Origin of the sequence: Halopiger djelfimassiliensis (assembly GCF_000455365.1) — an archaeon.
Taxonomy (GTDB): Archaea; Halobacteriota; Halobacteria; order Halobacteriales; family Natrialbaceae; genus Halopiger_B; species Halopiger_B djelfimassiliensis.
The window spans coordinates 827,825-844,514 of the sequence record NZ_HG315685.1; the positions used below are offsets into that span (position 1 = coordinate 827,825).

The 16,690-nt window shown below is 65.3% G+C and carries 16 protein-coding genes; 10 read left to right on the forward strand and 6 right to left on the reverse strand.

The features are described from left to right. Positions 1-138: 138 nt before the first annotated feature. Positions 139-1,116, reverse strand: a complete 978-nt coding sequence (locus TX80_RS09885) for an ROK family protein (RefSeq protein WP_049922934.1) — start codon at positions 1,114-1,116, stop codon at positions 139-141. Positions 1,117-1,290: 174 nt separating this feature from the next. Between TX80_RS09885 and TX80_RS09890 the strand changes: the two genes are divergently transcribed. Next, positions 1,291-2,235, forward strand: coding sequence for an alpha/beta fold hydrolase (locus tag TX80_RS09890; RefSeq protein ID WP_049922935.1), 945 nt, complete (start codon positions 1,291-1,293; stop codon positions 2,233-2,235). Between the two features lie 30 nt (positions 2,236-2,265). Here TX80_RS09890 and TX80_RS09895 read toward each other — a convergent pair whose 3' ends face one another. After that, positions 2,266-2,664 carry a Zn-ribbon domain-containing OB-fold protein gene (locus tag TX80_RS09895; RefSeq protein ID WP_049922936.1) on the reverse strand — a complete coding sequence of 133 codons (399 nt, stop codon included), beginning with the start codon at positions 2,662-2,664 and terminating at the stop codon, positions 2,266-2,268. Beyond that, on the reverse strand, positions 2,661-3,830 hold the full coding sequence (locus TX80_RS09900; protein WP_049922937.1) for a thiolase domain-containing protein: 1,170 nt from the start codon (positions 3,828-3,830) through the stop codon (positions 2,661-2,663). The genes TX80_RS09895 and TX80_RS09900 overlap by 4 nt, the downstream gene beginning before the upstream one ends. A 138-nt stretch (positions 3,831-3,968) precedes the next feature. Here TX80_RS09900 and TX80_RS09905 point away from each other — a divergent pair, with 138 nt between their 5' ends. From TX80_RS09905 to TX80_RS09915, 3 genes are all read left to right on the forward strand, one after another. Continuing rightward, on the forward strand, positions 3,969-5,036 hold the full coding sequence (locus TX80_RS09905; protein WP_049922938.1) for a M42 family metallopeptidase: 1,068 nt from the start codon (positions 3,969-3,971) through the stop codon (positions 5,034-5,036). 114 nt (positions 5,037-5,150) lie between these two features. Continuing rightward, positions 5,151-5,396, forward strand: a complete 246-nt coding sequence (locus TX80_RS09910) for a hypothetical protein (protein WP_049922939.1) — start codon at positions 5,151-5,153, stop codon at positions 5,394-5,396. A 69-nt stretch (positions 5,397-5,465) separates the two neighbouring features. Further along, positions 5,466-7,082 carry an SLC13 family permease gene (locus tag TX80_RS09915; protein ID WP_049922940.1) on the forward strand — a complete coding sequence of 539 codons (1,617 nt, stop codon included), beginning with the start codon at positions 5,466-5,468 and terminating at the stop codon, positions 7,080-7,082. A 49-nt stretch (positions 7,083-7,131) separates the two neighbouring features. On the opposite strand, the gene trkA is transcribed toward TX80_RS09915, so the two are convergent. Both trkA and TX80_RS09925 read right to left on the reverse strand, forming a co-directional pair. Further along, on the reverse strand, positions 7,132-8,469 hold the full coding sequence (trkA, locus tag TX80_RS09920) for a Trk system potassium transporter TrkA (protein ID WP_049922941.1): 1,338 nt from the start codon (positions 8,467-8,469) through the stop codon (positions 7,132-7,134). Positions 8,470-8,584: 115 nt separating this feature from the next. After that, positions 8,585-9,106, reverse strand: coding sequence for an SRPBCC family protein (locus tag TX80_RS09925; protein ID WP_049922942.1), 522 nt, complete (start codon positions 9,104-9,106; stop codon positions 8,585-8,587). A 107-nt stretch (positions 9,107-9,213) separates the two neighbouring features. On the opposite strand from TX80_RS09925, the gene TX80_RS09930 reads away from it, so the two are divergent. From TX80_RS09930 to hpt, 6 genes are all read left to right on the forward strand, one after another. Next, positions 9,214-9,951: an NAD(P)/FAD-dependent oxidoreductase gene (locus TX80_RS09930; RefSeq protein WP_049922943.1), complete on the forward strand. Its 738-nt coding sequence runs from the start codon at positions 9,214-9,216 to the stop codon at positions 9,949-9,951. Between the two features lie 94 nt (positions 9,952-10,045). Next, on the forward strand, positions 10,046-12,211 hold the full coding sequence (locus TX80_RS09935) for an IucA/IucC family protein (RefSeq protein ID WP_049922944.1): 2,166 nt from the start codon (positions 10,046-10,048) through the stop codon (positions 12,209-12,211). 118 nt (positions 12,212-12,329) lie between these two features. Further along, positions 12,330-13,241, forward strand: a complete 912-nt coding sequence (locus TX80_RS19755; RefSeq protein ID WP_230198705.1) for a hypothetical protein — start codon at positions 12,330-12,332, stop codon at positions 13,239-13,241. A 169-nt stretch (positions 13,242-13,410) separates the two neighbouring features. After that, positions 13,411-14,583: a bifunctional phosphopantothenoylcysteine decarboxylase/phosphopantothenate--cysteine ligase CoaBC gene (gene coaBC, locus TX80_RS09945; protein WP_049922945.1), complete on the forward strand. Its 1,173-nt coding sequence runs from the start codon at positions 13,411-13,413 to the stop codon at positions 14,581-14,583. Between the two features lie 131 nt (positions 14,584-14,714). Then, the gene (locus tag TX80_RS09950; RefSeq protein ID WP_154658626.1) at positions 14,715-15,335 is read left to right on the forward strand and encodes a DUF7344 domain-containing protein; all 621 of its coding nucleotides are present in this window, start codon (positions 14,715-14,717) and stop codon (positions 15,333-15,335) included. A 107-nt stretch (positions 15,336-15,442) separates the two neighbouring features. Continuing rightward, complete coding sequence (gene hpt / locus TX80_RS09955; RefSeq protein ID WP_049922947.1) at positions 15,443-16,012, forward strand: hypoxanthine/guanine phosphoribosyltransferase; 570 nt, start codon at positions 15,443-15,445, stop codon at positions 16,010-16,012. A gap of 57 nt (positions 16,013-16,069) precedes the next feature. On the opposite strand, the gene TX80_RS09960 is transcribed toward hpt, so the two are convergent. Further along, on the reverse strand, positions 16,070-16,606 hold the full coding sequence (locus TX80_RS09960) for a DUF7529 family protein (RefSeq protein ID WP_049922948.1): 537 nt from the start codon (positions 16,604-16,606) through the stop codon (positions 16,070-16,072). Positions 16,607-16,690 lie beyond the last annotated feature (84 nt).

Sequence of the window (16,690 nt, forward strand, 5' to 3'; positions counted from 1 at the left end):
GTGGAATGTGTCACTAAGTGACGGCGCGTATCCACGGCCGTCGTCACCCGCGCGTCACCGGCCAGACGGTACGCGGGGGATCGGAAAAGGGCCGCTGACGAACACTGCCCCGTCCTCGAGGGAGGAGTGTCGACCGAGTCAGCGACGCAGTCGTCGTCGGTCCCCGGTTCCTTCGGTCATGGCGCTTGCGAGAGCACCCTCGAGGACGACGTCGTCGCCGAGATCGGTGACGCGGATTTCGGGAACGTTCGTCATCACCATCTCCGCGACGCGTTCGCGGACGGGATCGACGACGAGTTCCTCGTTGTGCAAGGCGACGGCACCGCCGAAGGAGACGACGATCGGGGCAAACGACTGGATCACGTTGGTGACGCCGATCGCGTTCCAGTGGGCGAGCTGGTCGATCACGTAGTCGGCGAGTTCGTCGTCGCCCGCGAGTTCGAAGACGTCTTTGGCGGTGAAATCGGGACCCTCGAGCGGGAGTTGCGTCGTTATCGTCTGATCGTCCTCCGCGAGCAACCGGGCGTAGTCGGGGATACTGTTCCCGGAGCAGTAGGCTTCCCAGTGGCCGTCACGACCACACCCACACGTCATCCGGCCCTGTGGATCGACCACGCAGTGACCGACCTCGCCGGCGTTGCCGTCCCAGCCGTCCATGATTTCGCCGTCACAGCAGACCCCCGCGCCGATCCCGGAGGAGACGGTGATGTAGACCATGTCGTCGGGGTTGCGGTCGGCGTGAAACCGTTCGCCGATGACGCCGGCGTTCGTGTCGTTGTGGAGGTAGACCTCGTCGCTGTCGATCAGTTTCCCGATCGGACCGGTTAGAGGGATGCGGTCGATCGAGTCCGGCAGGTTCGCGGGATCGATCACGGCACCTTCGGCGAGGTCGAACGGACCGATCGAACCGATCCCCGCGGCGACGATTTCGTCGGGTGCGATTCCCGCGTCGCCACAGGCTTCTCGAAGCGTCCGGAGAACGCCTTCCGTCACGTCGATTCCCGTCGGCCCGCGCGGTGTCGGGTTGCGGCTGATACCCATCGCCGTCCTGTCGTCCTCGGCGACGATGGCCCGAACGTTCGTCGCGCCGAGGTCGACGCCCGCATAGTAGACCATGTATGCTATTGGACGGCCGCGGCGTTACTTAACTACATGTACTCGCTGACGAGTAGTAATTACGATAGGTCCGGTCGAAAACTGACTCTTCGTTGCCCGTTTCTCGCACCACTTATAAATTCGATCCTGAAAGCCAACCGCAATGCTAAGGCGATTGCCACCTAACGGGCGACTATGAAGGCCCGAACAGTCCTCGGAACGGCCCTCGGTACAGTCGGTGCAGCGGTCGTCGGAAACCGTCTCCTTGCGAAACGTGCTGGTGACCTCGAGAACCCGCTTCCCGGCGTCGAACGGACGTACCGCTGGCGGGGCATCGAGACGACATACACCGTCGCCGGTGATCCCAACGACCCGGACATGCTGCTTCTCCACAGTATCCACGCGGGGGCGAGCAGCTACGAGTTCGAGTCCATCGTCGAACGACTGGCGGAGAACTACCGCGTCGTCGCGGTTGATCTCCCCGGGTTCGGTCGGTCCGAGCGGCCGCCGCTCGTGTACTCCGCGCCGCTCTATGCGGAGTTTATCCGTGACTTCGCGGCCGACGTCACCGACGAGCCGATCGTCGTCGCCTCCTCGTTGACCGGTGCGTTCGCCGTCGATGCCGCGAGCGAGACGGCGGTCGAACACCTCGTGTTGGTCTGTCCGACCGACGAAACGACCGACGAGCGACCGTGGGTTCGGACCCTGTTCCGGACCCCGATCGTCGGGACGACGCTGTTTAACCTGCTCGCGAGCAAGCCGGCGATCCGGTACTTCTACGACCGCGACGGGTACTACGACTCCGACCGGATCGACGACGAAGCGGTCGACTACGCCTGGAAAAGCGCCCACCAGTCCGGCGCTCGCTACGCTCCGGCATCGTTCAGCGCCGGGACGCTCGATCCGGAGTTCGATCTCGCCACCGAACTGGCGAGCCTCGAGACGCCGACGACGCTCGTCTGGGGCCGGGACGCGGAACTCGTTCCGCTCCGCGAGGGCCGGGACCTCGCCGAGGCCGCCGATCTCGAGTTGGTCGTCATCGATTACGCGACGCAACTCCCCCATGCGGAACATCCGGACAAGTTCGTCGAGTATCTGACCGCGGAGCTGTTACACGCCGACGCCGACCTCGGCGAGTGACGCCGGCCTACGGGCGCTATTCGACGGGCGTCAGTCCCCCGACGCGGGAGCGAGCCCGAGCACGCGTTCGCCCGTCGTCTCCGAGACGGTCACCTCGAGTTCGACCGAGAGGCCGGTCTCGACGGTCTCGAGATCGGTGTCGACGACCTGCCCGGTCACGCGCACGGATCCGAAAGACGCGATTGCCGTCGCGTACGGCGCGTCGTCCTCGAACGCCGGGGTCGGAACGTGCGTGACGGTGAACGTCTCGATCTCGCCCGTCTCCGGCAGCGGCACCTCCTCGAGGGTCGTCGCTCCACAGTCCGGACAGACGCGCCGTGGCGGCAGGGAGTGGTGCCCCTCGGGACACTCGAGCGAGTACGCCTCGTCGTCGGCGGCGGCGTCGAGCCAGTCGTCGAACCCGGCGTCTTGCACTTCGGTGTCGCTCATCGGTCGCTCACCTCCAAGATGTGGACGGTCGCACTGGCGACGGTTCCACCCGCGTTGTGGGCGATCCCTGTCGTCGCGTCCGCGACGTATTTGCTGTTTGGATGGTCGCCGGCCAGCAGTTTCGATACCTCCGCGATCTGTGACGCGCCGGTCGCGCCGACGGGGTGTCCCTTTGCCTTCAGACCGCCCGAGAGGTTGATCGGCGTCTCGCCGTCGGCCGTCGTCCGTCCCTCGCGAGCCGCCGTGATCCCCTCGCCGACCGATTCGAGATCGAGCGCTTCGATCGCGAGCACTTCGGCGATCGTAAAGCAGTCGTGGACTTCCGCGACGTCGATGGCTCCTGCATCGACGCCGGCGTCGTCGTACGCCTCGAGGCCGGCCTCGCGGGCCGCGGGCGATCGGGCGAGGTGCTCGCGGTCGTGCAACGCCAGTCGGTCGCCGCCCTGCCCGGTGCCCGTGATCGCGACCGGCGCGTCGAGATCGTGCTCCCGGGCGTAGTCCTCGCTCGTGAGCACGACCGCGGCCGCGCCGTCGGAGATCGGACACGAGTCGTACAGCCCGAGCGGACTCGAGACCTGTGGCGCATCGAGGACGTCGTCGACGTCGATCGCGCTCTGGTACTGCGCCTTCTCGTTGTTCAGCGCGTTCTCGTGGTTCTTGACCGCGATGTGGGCCAGATCCTCGTGGGAGCCGCCGAACTCGTCGAAGTACGCCTTGGCCATCAGCGCGTACGCGCCGGGGAAGGTCATGCCGGCCCGCACCTCCCAGAGGTCGTCGGCGGCGATCGCAAGCGCCTCCGTCGCGCCCGCCGTGCCGAGGTTGGTCATCCGTTCGGCCCCGCCAACGAGGATGACGTCTTCCTCCCCGTTGCGGATCCGCTTGACCGCGTCCCGGACGGCGACCCCGCTCGAGGCACAGGCGGCCTCGTACCGGGTCGCAGGTGCCTGAATACCGGCGGCTTCGGCCATTAGCGGCCCCTGATGGCCCTGATGTTCGGACAGTTCGCCCATGAAGTTCCCGTAGAGGAGGCCCTCGACGTCGTCCCGAGCCACGCCGCTGTCCTCGAACGCTTTGCTGCTCGCTTCCGCGAAGAGGTCCCGACCCGTCCGTTCGGGCGTGTTTCCGAACGACGTGAGCCCAGTTCCTGCGACACGTACGTCACTCATACGCATTCGTAACGGGTCAACCCGTTAATACCCCGCGGTTAATATCGCAACGGTTCAAGGGCTCGCGCTCACTTCCGCTACGGGCTGATCCGACCGTTATCCACGGTTTTATAGCTGAGACGGCGCACAGATGCCATCATGGACTCGACAGGATTCGATTTCGAGCTATTGACCGAGCTGACCGAGACGAGCGGCGTCCCCGGCTACGAGGACCGGATTCGCGACCTCGTTCGCCGGGAGTTCGAGGAGAGCGTCGATCGCGTCCGTACCGACGCGATGGGGAACGTCGTCGGGACTCTCGACGGCGAGTCCGACCACTCGGTTGCCGTCGCCGCCCACATGGACGAGATTGGCTTTATGGTCCGGCATGTCCGTGGCGACGAGGACGGCGACGGGTTCGTCGAACTCGACGCCCTCGGGGGCTGGGACGCCCGCGTGCTCAAGGCCCAGCGGGTGACGATCCACACGGAAACCGGCGACCTGCCCGGCGTGATCGGGTCACCGCCGCCCCACACCCTCGACGAGGAGGAACGCGAGCGTCCGCCGACGGTCGAGGACGTCTTCGTCGATGTCGGCCTGCCGTACGAGACGGCCACCGAGCGCATCTCGCCGGGTGATCTCGTCACCATGGACCAGTCGACGGAACGGATGGGCGAGACGATCACCGGGAAGGCCCTCGACGACCGGATCTGCCTGTTCGCGATGCTCGAGGCCGCGCGGCGGCTCGAGGATCCCGACGCGACCATTCACTTCTGTGCGACGGCTCAGGAGGAGGTCGGACTCCGGGGCGCACAGGCGCTCGGCGTCGACATCGATCCCGATCTCGCGATCGCGCTCGACGTGACCGTCGCCAACGACGTCCCCGGGTTCGAGGACGGCGACCACGTCACCGACCTCGGTGACGGGGCCGCGATCAAACTGAAAGACTCGAGCGTCATCACCAACCCCAAAGTCCACCGCCGACTGAAGGCCGTCGCCGAAGACGACGGGATCGACTACCAGTTCGAGATCCTCCCCGCTGGCGGCACCGACACCGCCGGGTTCCAGAACGTCGCCGGCGCGAAACCCGTCGGCGCGATCTCGATCCCGACGCGGTACCTCCACACCGTCACCGAGACGGCCCACGTCGACGACGTCGCCGCCACGATCGATCTGCTCGAGGCGTTTCTCGAGACCGAGGACGGCAGCCACGGATACGCCCTTTGAGACGACGCTGGCGTCCTGTCGGCCGATCCCGCGCGATCGGCTCGAAGCGGGACATCAGCAACGAAAGCGAGCGATTTCAATAGACCCTTTTGCTGTTCCCGTCTCCAACCGCGTATGGGTGCCGCTGACCAGCCGCACGTAGACGAGATATCGCCGCTCGCCTGGCGATTGCTCCGGGTCGCGGCCGGCTACGATCAGCGGGCGGTCGAGCGGGAGATCGACGACCTCCTGCAGGCCCATCTCTCGATGCTCGAGAGCGGTACGCGGTCGCTTTCCCGGGAGCGACGACGGTCCCTGCTCGACCTCTACGGCGGGGAACTGACCGATGAGCAGGTCGTCGCCATCGTTCGACACTTTTAGCGGGCGATTCGCGCGGGATGGTTTCATGGCAAGGTTTAACAGTAATAATTACAATTATCGCATGTATCAATGATACATGGACGTCTGAGACAGTCTCAGGCACGAATCGTCCTGTTTTCCCTCGCGATTGTCGGAACCGTGTCGATCGCCGCTGCGCCGAATCCGGACGGACTCACGATAGCGGGGCAGTACGCGATCGCGACGATGTTTTTCGCGGCCGTCCTCTGGGCGAGTGGCGCGCTGCCGCTGGCGGTCACGGCACTGACGATTCCGGTGTTGTTGACCGCGACCGGCGTCTACGACGATATGGACGCTGCACTGGCGGGGTTTGCCGATCACATCATCTTCCTGTTTCTCGCGGGCTTTATGCTCGCAAACGGCATCCAGAAGTACGACATCGACCGGCGAATCGCGCTGTATACCATCGCCACTATGGGGGGTTCCCCGCGGCGACTGGTTCTCGCGATCATGCTCGTGACCGCCGTGCTGTCGATGTGGGTCTCGAACACCGCGACGGCCGCGATGATGACGCCCATCGCGGTCGGCGTCCTCACGCAGGTCCTCGACCGGGACGATCTCGCGTCGGCCGAGACTCCGACCGCTGACGCTCGGGCGACCGAAACGGCCGCAAACGGCGGTGCCGACGAGTCGGTCGCGTTTACGAACATGCAGGTTTCGATGCTGCTTGGCACCGCCTACGCCGCCAGTATCGGCGGCGTCGGCACGATCATCGGCACGCCGCCGAACGCGATCCTCGTGAGTCAACTCAACGCCATGCTCGACTACGAAGTCGGGTTCGTCGACTGGTTTTTCGTCGGCTTCCCGATCGTCGTCGTGACGCTCCCGCTGGTCTGGTTCCTCCTGACGTACGTGCTGTACCCGCCTCGACTGCCGGACGTCACCGAAGCACGAGGCGTCGCCGGACAACAGCTCGCGGAGCTCGGCCCCCTCGATCCGCGCGGCAAGCGCGTGGCGCTGATCTTCGCCGCGACGGCCGGCCTCTGGATGCTCGGCGGTCTCGGTGAGTTCTTCGAACCGTATCTCTCGAGCGTCTGGATGAGCTCGCTGTTCGGCGGCGAAGGGATGACCGTCTTCGGTACTGCGGGCCATCAGGGGCTGTTGTACTACGTGCTGGTCGGCGTCGCCGCGGTACCCGCGCTCGTACTCGCCGACACGATGGAGTGGAACGAACTGGTCGATATCGACTGGGGTACCCTGTTGCTGTTCGGCGGCGGCATCTCGCTGGCGAACGCCCTCGCCGACACTGGCGCGACCGAGTGGATGGCCGAGACGGTGTTCAGCAGGCTCGTCGGTGCACCCATCGTCCTCGTCATCGGCGCGGTCGTGTTGCTGGTGATCTTCCTGACCGAGATGACGTCGAACTCGGCGACGACCAGCATCATCGTTCCGCTCCTCATCAGCCTGGGCAGCGTTTTCTCTGCGACGCTCGGGCTGACGGACGTGTCGACGGCGCTGTTTCTCTCGGTCGCCGGGGCGATCGCGGCGAGTTTCGCGTTCGCGCTCCCGGTCGCGACGCCGCCTAACGCCATCGTGTTCGGCAGTGGCTACGTCAAACAGCGTCACATGCTGCGGACGGGACTTATCTTGAACGCCGTCATGACGGCGGTTCTGACCGTGCTCATCTGGCTCCTGTTTACCTTCGTCTGGCCCCACACGCTGTGGTGAGCTCATCGCCGGGGAGACGGTGTGTGAAAGGTGACCCGGCGGCTCACGCCTACAGCGCCGCCGCGACCTCGTCGAGGACCTCGGTGTCGACGAAGACGACGACGTGATCCCCGAGTTCGACGACCGTCTCCCCTCGCGGCGTGATCAGTTCCCCGTCCCGGGTGATCGCGCCGATGACGACGCCCTCCGGCAGTTCGTTCGTCACCTCACGGATGCGGTTCCCGCAAAGCAGGCTCTCCCGGTTGACCTCGATCTCGAGGACCTCCGCCCGGTCGGACTCGATCATAGCGAGGTTTTCGGCGCGTTTCTCCCGGGTAAAGCGGGTGATCTCCTCTGCGGTCACGGTACGCGGGTTGATCGCGACGTCGATGCCGACCGTCTCGAAGAGGTCGACGTACTCGCCGGATTCGACGATACCAAGCGTTCGTTCGACGCCGATTCGGTCCGCGATCAGGGAGACGAGCAGGTTCTTCTCGTCGCTATCGAGCGCGGCGACGACGATATCCGACTCGTCGACGTGCTCGCGGACGAGAAAGTCGATGTCGGTCGCATCGCTCTCGAGAACGAGCGTATTCGGCAATCGCTCGGCCAGTTCGCGTGCTCGCTCGGGGTCGCGTTCGACGAGTCGCGGCTCCAGCCCCTGTTCCTCGAAGAGTCGTGCCGCCTGATAGCCGATTTCGCTCCCGCCGACGATGACCACCTCGTTTGCGTCCTCGAGCGTCGGGGCGGGGGTAAGCGTCCCCGCGAACCCGCGAACGCTTTCCGCGGACCCGATGACGACGACGGCATCCCCGGCCTCGATCACCGTCTCGCCTCGCGGGATGATGACATCATCGTCGCGGAGGATCGCTGCGAACGTCAGCGACTCGAAGCGATCCGCTTGTGAGACCGTCTCGCCGGCGACCGGACTGTCCGTATCCACCTCGAACTCGGCCATCCGGACGAGGCCGTTCGCGAAGCTGTCGACGTCGTGTGCCCCCGGAAGGCCGGCGATGTCGATGATCGCCTCGGCCGTATGCAGGTCGGTACACACCATGAAGTCGACGCCGAACGCTTCCTGTGAACGTTCCCAGGTGCGTAACAGATTCGTCTTTTTCACTCGCGCGATCGTGAACGGATCGGTGACCGCCTTCGCCGCACCGCAGACGACGACGTTGGTTTCGTCGATGTCGGTGCTTGCGATCACCATATCCGCCTTCTCGATGCCGGCCTCTTCGAGGGTCTCGAGCGACGTGCCGTCGCCTTCGATCGCCAGCACGTCGTGTGAGTAGGTGATCGACTCGACGCGGTCCGAATCACGATCGATGACGACGACCTCGTGGTCGTGTGCGAGACTGTCCGCGATGTTCGAGCCGACTTCACCGGCACCGACGACGATCACACGCACGACGGATCCTCCTCCACCATGGCTCGCGGTTCGCTGGCGAACAGTAAGTGGGTTTCCCTCGACCGCACGGTCCCACGCGTTCCGTCTCGGCTGCCGTCAGCGATCCGCCGACCGGCTACGGCCCCTCGTGAACCGTCAACTCCACGTCGCGTCGCGTTCCTTCGATATCGGCGACTAACCGCTCGACGACCGCTTCGGCCTCGTTCAACAGGCGGGGTTCGACCTTCTCGACCACCCAGTCCAGCGAGACGAATCGGGGAAGCGAAACGGTGCTTTCGTCGGCCGACTGGGGGTCGTAGATCGCTTCGAAGAAGATCCGGCTCGCCGTCTCTTCGCCGGCCGGTGCGGCGTCGGGTTCCGGTTCGACGCGCCACTCCCCCCGGGCGTCGATATCGTTGAGCAGTCGCCACTCGAGGGATTCCGGTGCGGACACCTCTGTTACCTTCGAGCGAGCGGTGTAACTGAGCTTCCACCAAGCGAGTGTGAGGTCGTAGACGGCCCCGACGCCGCCATCACCGTGTACGCGGACGTCCTTGAGATGCTCCGTGTACTTCGGGTAGTCGGTAAACGACCGCACGTACGGAAAGACCTCCTCGGGCGAGCGGTAGGCGACGGTGCTGAGGAGAATTCTGTCCACACGGGGCGTACGCGCGAGCCGAAAGTAAGGATTGCTATCGCGACAGTCCGGCAACGGACCTAGAGCGTTTGCGAACCTTCTATAGCGGCGACGGCCAATCCGGTGACATGCGAGATGTCTGTATCGTCGGCGGCGGCGTCGCCGGGCTCGCCGCCTCGATCTTCACCGCTCGCGCGGGACTGGACACGATCGTCGTCGACGGCGGCGAATCCATCCTCGCACGCAACGCCAGCCTCGAGAACTACCCCGGGTTCCCGGACGGCGTCGACGCCCGCCGGTACCTGCAACTGTCCCGACAACACGCCCGGAACGCAGGTGCCGAGTTCGAACTCGGTCGCGTGACGCGTGTCGAGCCGGTTGCGGAGACGGCGCTCGACCGAGGGTTCCGCCTCGAGACCGAGGGCGGCAAGCCCCTCGAGACTCGGCGACTGATCGCCGCCTCTTGGTCCGACAGCGACTACCTCGTGCCGCTGGATGTCGGACGGATCCAGCGCGGGAGTAAACACTTCGTCAACGTCGACGAGGCCGGCCGCACTGCGGTCGACGGCGTCTACGCCGCCGGGCGGCTCGCCAACGAACCCCATCAGGCGATCGTTGCGGCCGGCCACGGGGCGAAAGTCGGTCTCGCGGTGATCCACGACTCCGAGGTCGACTTTTACCACGACTGGGTCGCCCCGGCGGGCTATTTTACCGGCCGCGGCCGGGAGATCCCGCCGGGTTGCGAGGAGGTCGACGAGACAGAGCGCAAGCGCCGCGACGAGCGGGCTCGGGAGACGATTCTGGACGCGTTCGCGGAGCCGTTAGACGAGGAGCCGACGATGCACCCGAGCGTCGAGCGGGACTGATCGTGTCATCCGCCGGGCACCGACCGGTGTTCACGGTGCGCTAAGCGGTCCCGAGAGTTTTCACGGAGCGCGTGGGAGTCGCCACCGGTATCGCATGACCTCGACGGATCGGCACGGTCCGCCGCGGCTCCGAACCGACGCGGAACGCGACGCCTTCGGTCCCGCGGTCCGTTACGCGCGAGTCCACGGTCTGACGCGGCCGCCCGAGTCGGCGTACCTCGAGGCGCTCCCGGAGGCGAGACGCGAGATCTGTCGACGGCTCGTCGGAGGGTTGCTCCGCGGTCGCCCGGCCGGCCTCCCCAACCACCGCGTGGTCGGAGCCGAGCCGGACGCGCTTCCCGACGAACCGGCGCCACTGGCGGCGCTTACCGCCGATCGGCTGCGCTCGCTCGTCGCGTCGCTGCCGGCTCGATATCGGTGGCTCGCGTTGTTGCCGTTTCCTACCTCCGAGTCGGTCCTCGTCGCGCCGGTCGCGGCCAGACACGGCTACGATCGATACCGGCTCGCCGGACCGCTGTATCAGTGGCCGGCGAGCGAGCGCAGCGGTGCAACACAGTCGAGGGAAGCGGACGCGAAAACGGAGATCGGCCATCCGATCGACCTCGTTCCGTTGCTCGAGCGCGAGGGTGCGTTCAGCGACGCCGAGCAGGCCGATCGGATCCGTACCGAACTCGCCGAGAGCGTCGCCAACCTCGCACTGGCGCGGCTTGCCGAAGACGTGCAGGCGGACGCGGTCGGACAGGTGTCCGTTCCGGAAGACGGCTCGCCGCTCGAGCGCGTTGCAACCGGGGTTCCGGCAGCCGACCGCGCGACTGCGTTCGAACGGATCGTCACCGGCGGCCACCCCTTCCACCCGGCCGGCAAGCTCCGTCGCGGGATGACGGCCGCCGACGGCCTCGCGTATGCGCCGGAGTTTACGGCCCGGATCGATCTCCGGTTTGTCGCGATCGATCGGAGAGTCGCCAAGGAAACGCGTGCCCGCGAGGTGGATGCCGACAGCCTGACGGATCGACTGATCGCGACGTTCGCGGGACTCGACGGCGCGCTCGAACGCGCGGTTCCCGCCGGACGCGACCCGGCGGGGTACGCCGTCGTGCCAGTCCACCCGCTGCAGTTCCACCGGACGATCCCGGACCGGTACGCCGACCGGATCGCTGACGGACGAGTCGTCCCGATTCCCGACTACACGCGCCGGGTGACACCCCAGCTCAATCTCCGAACGGTGGTCCCGTACGAGAGCGAAGCCGCGGCCGTATCCCACAGAGAGACGACCGCCACCGACGGCCCGCTCCCACACCTCAAGCTCGCGGTTTCCGTCCAGACGACAAACGTCGTCCGGACGCTGTCACCGCATGCCGTGACGAACGGACCGCAGGTGACCGACATTCTGCGGGCGATCGACCAACGGGAATCGTTCGAGACGCTGGGCATCCTCGGAGAACCCGCGGCGACGTGTTACGACCCACCTGACGGACCTCACCCCGACGGCGACGGGTTCGACGACGCGCGACACCTCTCGGGACTCGTGCGGACGAATCCGGCTGCCCACCGGCTCGTCCCGGAGGGAGCGGTGCCGGTCGTCGCCGCGAGCCTCGTCGCCGACGCGCCGACGACGGGGCGACCGCTCGTCCGTGAGGTGATCGATCGGTACGGGACGGCGATGGATCTCTCGAGTCCCGAAGCCGCAGCGCTCGCGTTTCTCGAGCAGTATGCCGCAGTCGTCGTCCCCGAACAGCTCCGGCTACTGTGTCCCTACGGCATCGCCCTCGAGAGCCACCTCCAGAACAGCCTGATCGTCTTCGACGAGTCGACCGCGCGGCCGCTGGCGACGCTGGTTCGGGACCTCGGCGGGATCCGGGTCCATCGCGGCCGACTCGGGGAACACGGCCGCTCGTTCGAGCCGTATCCGGATTCGGACGTCGACGCCGAAACCGAACGGGAGCTGTACCGAAAGCTGTACTACGCGCTCTTCCAGAACCACCTCGGGGAACTCGTCGCAACGATCAGTGACGAACTGGCTCTCGACGAGCGGGTCTGCTGGCGACGAATCCGCACGCAGTGCGAGCAAGCGTTCGAGACACTTCGATCCGATCCGGGGGTCCCCGGGGATCGAGTCCGGCGCGACGAACGCGCACTGTTCGACGATACGACGGTGCACAAGGCGCTGACCGCGATGCGGCTGCGGGGAAAACGCCACGAGTACGTGACGAGCACGGTATCGAATCCGCTCTCCCGATCCGGACGACGGAGCGATCGCTGAACGGTGGCGTCCGTTCGCTGGAACCGGCTTCGAGACGGTTACGGACGAGTACGTATCATGGTAATTTAAGATATTAGGGCGAAAGTGCATTGCAATTATCTCGGATGATACTCGTGAGATGTCCCAAGATAGCCCCTCCGACGAGCGCAACCACGAAATCAGCCGCCGAACGACTCTCGGTTCCTTCGGGACCGCTCTCGTCCCAGCAGCGATGTCGATCACCGGCGCAGGTGCATCCGACGACACCGGCTCCCCGTTCACGGATATTCGCGTCACAGGAAAGCAAGTGATCCACGCGGAAATCACGGCGGACGAGGTGGTCATCACGAAGCGAAAACGGAGTTCCGACCTCGTCGACCGCTACGGGATGCGAGAAGTCGTCGAAGAACGGACGATCTCTCGACGAGCACCGGAACGGGACGACCTTCCACGGACCGGCCAACGGGAACTCCGAACCGACTGGGAGACACACCACGCCCGCGGTGACGAGTGGGCGACGCTGTTCGAGTCCGAGCGCGAGGCGCTCATGCGTTCCGGCGTCGCCGACGAGGCGGAGACGCCGTTTCCATCGGCCGTCCCGAAGTACTACCACGCCGCGGACAGCGGTGGGTACGAACTCCACGGACCCGTAAACCTCCTCTCGAACTCGACCGCCGACGCGGACGCGCTCGCGGTCGAAATCGACGGGGAAGGTGGTCTCTTCTGGAACACCTTTCCCGTCGAGTACAGCCGTCATATGTACATCGACGGCGAGTGGACCGAACACGAAGCGTCGGTCGCATCGGGCCCGTTCGGGATCGTCGGCCGAACACACGCACGGCTCTGGAGCGGCCCCAACGACACGTTCGGTATCGCCGCGGCACACATCGACGACGCCGTTCCCCACGAGGCTACCTCCTATCTCGAGGCCGAATCCGAGATTACGGACATGATGGACGGCACCGCCGACTACTACGAGGCGGGCAACGGCGAGCACCCCGGAACTGATAACGGGCTCCTCGATCACAACGGCGCGGTTTCGCTGATCTAACGCCTCGGGCGGTTCGATCCGGAACGGCCAGCACCGAGTCGTCGTCCCGCCGACCAGTCGACACCGGAGCCGCGGCTCCGAGCGCTCGCTTCAGCATCCGTCCGCTCCCGTCGCCGACAGTAACAGTGCCTCGCTACCCTTAACACGCCACCGTGAGAAGGGCAGACGAATGCTCGAGGGAATCAACGTCGCGCTCGGAGTGACGGGATCGATCGCGGCCGTCAAGACGGTCGAGTTGGCCCACGAGTTGCGACGCCAGGGTGCCGACGTTCGCGGGGTGATGACCGACAGCGCACAGGGGATCGTCCACCCCTGGGCCGTCGAGTTCGCCACCGACGACGATGTCGTCACCGAGATCACCGGCAGCGTCGAACACGTCGATCTCTGTGGGTACGACGGCTGGGCCGACGTCTTCCTGATCGCACCGGCGACCGCAAACACCGTCGGCAAGATCGCCGGTGCCGTCGACGACACGCCGGTGACGACGTGTGCGACGACCGCACTCGGGGCCGACACGCCGGTCGTGATCGCCCCCGCGATGCACGAGCCGATGTACGACCACCCCGGCGTGCTCGAGGCCATCGAAACCGTCGAGGACTGGGGCGTCGCGTTCGTCGATCCGCGACTCGAGGAAGGAAAGGCCAAGATCGCAAGCGAGGAAGCGATCGTCTGTGACGTCGCCCGCGCGGCCGGCGACTGCCCGCTCGCGGGATCCCATGTCGTCGTCACGGCCGGCGCAACCAGCGAGTCGATCGACCCGGTCCGCGTGTTGACCAACCGCTCGTCGGGGAAGATGGGGCGGGCCGTCGCGAAAGCCTGTTACGCTCGCGGGGCCGACGTGACCCTCGTTCAGGACGGGCCGGACGTCCCCTACGCGACCGTCCGCGAGGTCGAGAGCGCACGGGAGATGCTCGAGGCGACGCGGACGGCCTGTGCCGACGCCGACGTGCTCGTTTCGGCGGCTGCGATCGGCGATTATACCGTCGAAACGAGCCCCGACAAGATCCGCTCCGGCCAAGAACTCACGCTCGAGCTCGAGCCGACGCCGAAACTCATCGACGAGATTCGCGACGACCGGCCGGAGTTGCCGATCGTCGGATTCAAAACCGAAACCTCCGGCGACGACGGCGAGATGATAGCACAGGCAAGAAAGACGCTCGAGCGCGCCGATCTCGCGTTCGTCGTTGCGAACGACGCGAGCGTAATGGGTGCCGATCGAACGCGAGCGTTGCTGGTCCACGAGGCCGACGCCGCCCGCTATACGGGGTCGAAAGCGGGACTCGGTGGCGAAATTGCGGACTCGATTGCGGCGATGGTCGGCGAGCCGTCAGGTGAATCGTAACCGCTCGATCGGTCAGGAGAACTATATAGGTGGCGTTCCTGCCCCGAGATACCAAGGACAGTCCGGAGTCGGGAACGAGTTCGACTGGTATATCGAGGTGATCCGCAGTGGCCCAGCAACAATACCGTGGCATGAACGAGACGGACGACAGCGGAGACGACAGCGCCGACGAGAACGACGCCGACAGCGGAGAGACTGGCGCTACCGCCCTTCGAAAAGGCGAGGTCTTCGAGGTACTGCGCAATCAGCGACGGCGATACGTCCTCCATTTCCTGAAACAGGACGGGCAACCCGTCGAACTCGGGGACCTCGCCCAGCAAGTTGCGGCCTGGGAGTATCAGACGACGCTTGACGGCGTGACCCCCGCACAACGAAAGCGCGTGTATACGACGCTCCAGCAGACCCACCTCCCGAAGATGGACGAGGCCGGTATCCTCGAGTTCGACTCCGATGAGGGCGTCATCCGGCCGACCGACCGGACGCGGGATATCAGCGTCTACCTCGAGATCGTCCCGGGACGTGAGTTCGCGTGGCGTGAACTGTACCTCTCGCTGGGCGCTATCAGTTCCGCACTCGTCGCCGCGCTGTGGCTCGAAATCTACCCGATGACGCTGCTGTCGAACCTCGCGTGGACCGGAATTATCGCCGCGACGGTTACCGTGACCGCGATCGTCCACATCTATCACGAGCGCAATATGCGCCTCGGACACGGCGACCAACCACCCGAGCTGAGTTACGGCTCGGACGACTGAGTTCTCCGGGCGACTCTCGTGCGGGATCTATCAGCGGCGATCAGTATCACCGACTCACGGCTCGATCGGATCGTCAACTTTTACTCCGCTACCGCCCCACCCACGACATGGATCAGCTCAAACAGTCGCTCCTCGAAGCGCCGATCGTCGAGAAAAACGGGTATCACTACTTCGTCCACCCGATCAGTGACGGGGTGCCGAAGCTGGATCCGACACTGTTGCGCGAAATCGTCATCCGAATCATCCGGAAGGCACAACTCGAGGAGGTCGACCGAATCGTCACGCCCGCGGCGATGGGCATTCACATCTCGACTGCGGTCTCGCTGATGACCGACATCCCGCTGACCGTCATTCGAAAACGGCAGTACGGGCTCGAAGACGAGGTCGCGATTTCGCAGAAGACGGGCTACTCCGAGAACGAGATGTACATCAACGACGTCCGCGAGGGCGAACGCGTACTCGTGCTCGACGACGTGCTCTCGACGGGCGGAACCCTCGCATCGGTGCTCGAGGCCCTCGACGAGATCGGCGCGGAGGTCATCGACACCGTCGCGGTCATCAAGAAAGTCGGCGGGGAGAACAAAGTCGACGACGCCGGCTACAACGTCAAAACGCTGATCAACGTCGACGTCGTCGACGGCGAGGTCGTTATCGTCGACGAAGACGGCGACCAGTAGCGCGTCGCCTTTCGGCGGGTCAGGATTCGACGGGTGTGTTCAGTGGCTCGAGTGCGTTCACCTGTCCACGCCCGGGGTCCGGTCGGGAGACGGCATGAGCGGCTCGAACTCGTCGTGACGGAACGAGCCGAGAACCGTCCCGTCGAGCGTTTTGACGTGTGTATAGAGCATGTCCTCTTCGTGGGCCGTCGAACGCATTCCGGGCACGTATCGAAGCTCGTACTGCCCGGCCAGCAGGATCGCCGTCTCGATTTCGGGATCGAGTAGTTCGGTGACCTGAAACGCGAACCCGTCGACGACGTTTCGGTAGACCTCGTACTGAGGGAAGGTCCCCCGCTCGAAGGCATCGGTAAATGCATCGGCGTAGTTGCCCGGAATCACGTGAACGATACCGAACCAGTCCTCCCTGCCGGCGTCGCGACTCACTGTGGCCGTATCGACTGCAGGGATCGAAACGGTCTCCCAGCCGTCCTCACGGCGCGTTTCGGCGAGCAGTTCCATCTCGTCGTTGGTTTGTTGCCAAGCGTTTTTGACCGCGCTCTTGCTGATTTTTACGGCTTGGTCGGGCGTCTCCTCGTCTCCGATCTCTGTCATACACGCCGTTGGGGACAGGAACGAGATAACTCTTTTCCGTCCTGACGACCGACGACTGTCGGCGTTCACCGCTCCCTCTCGGGA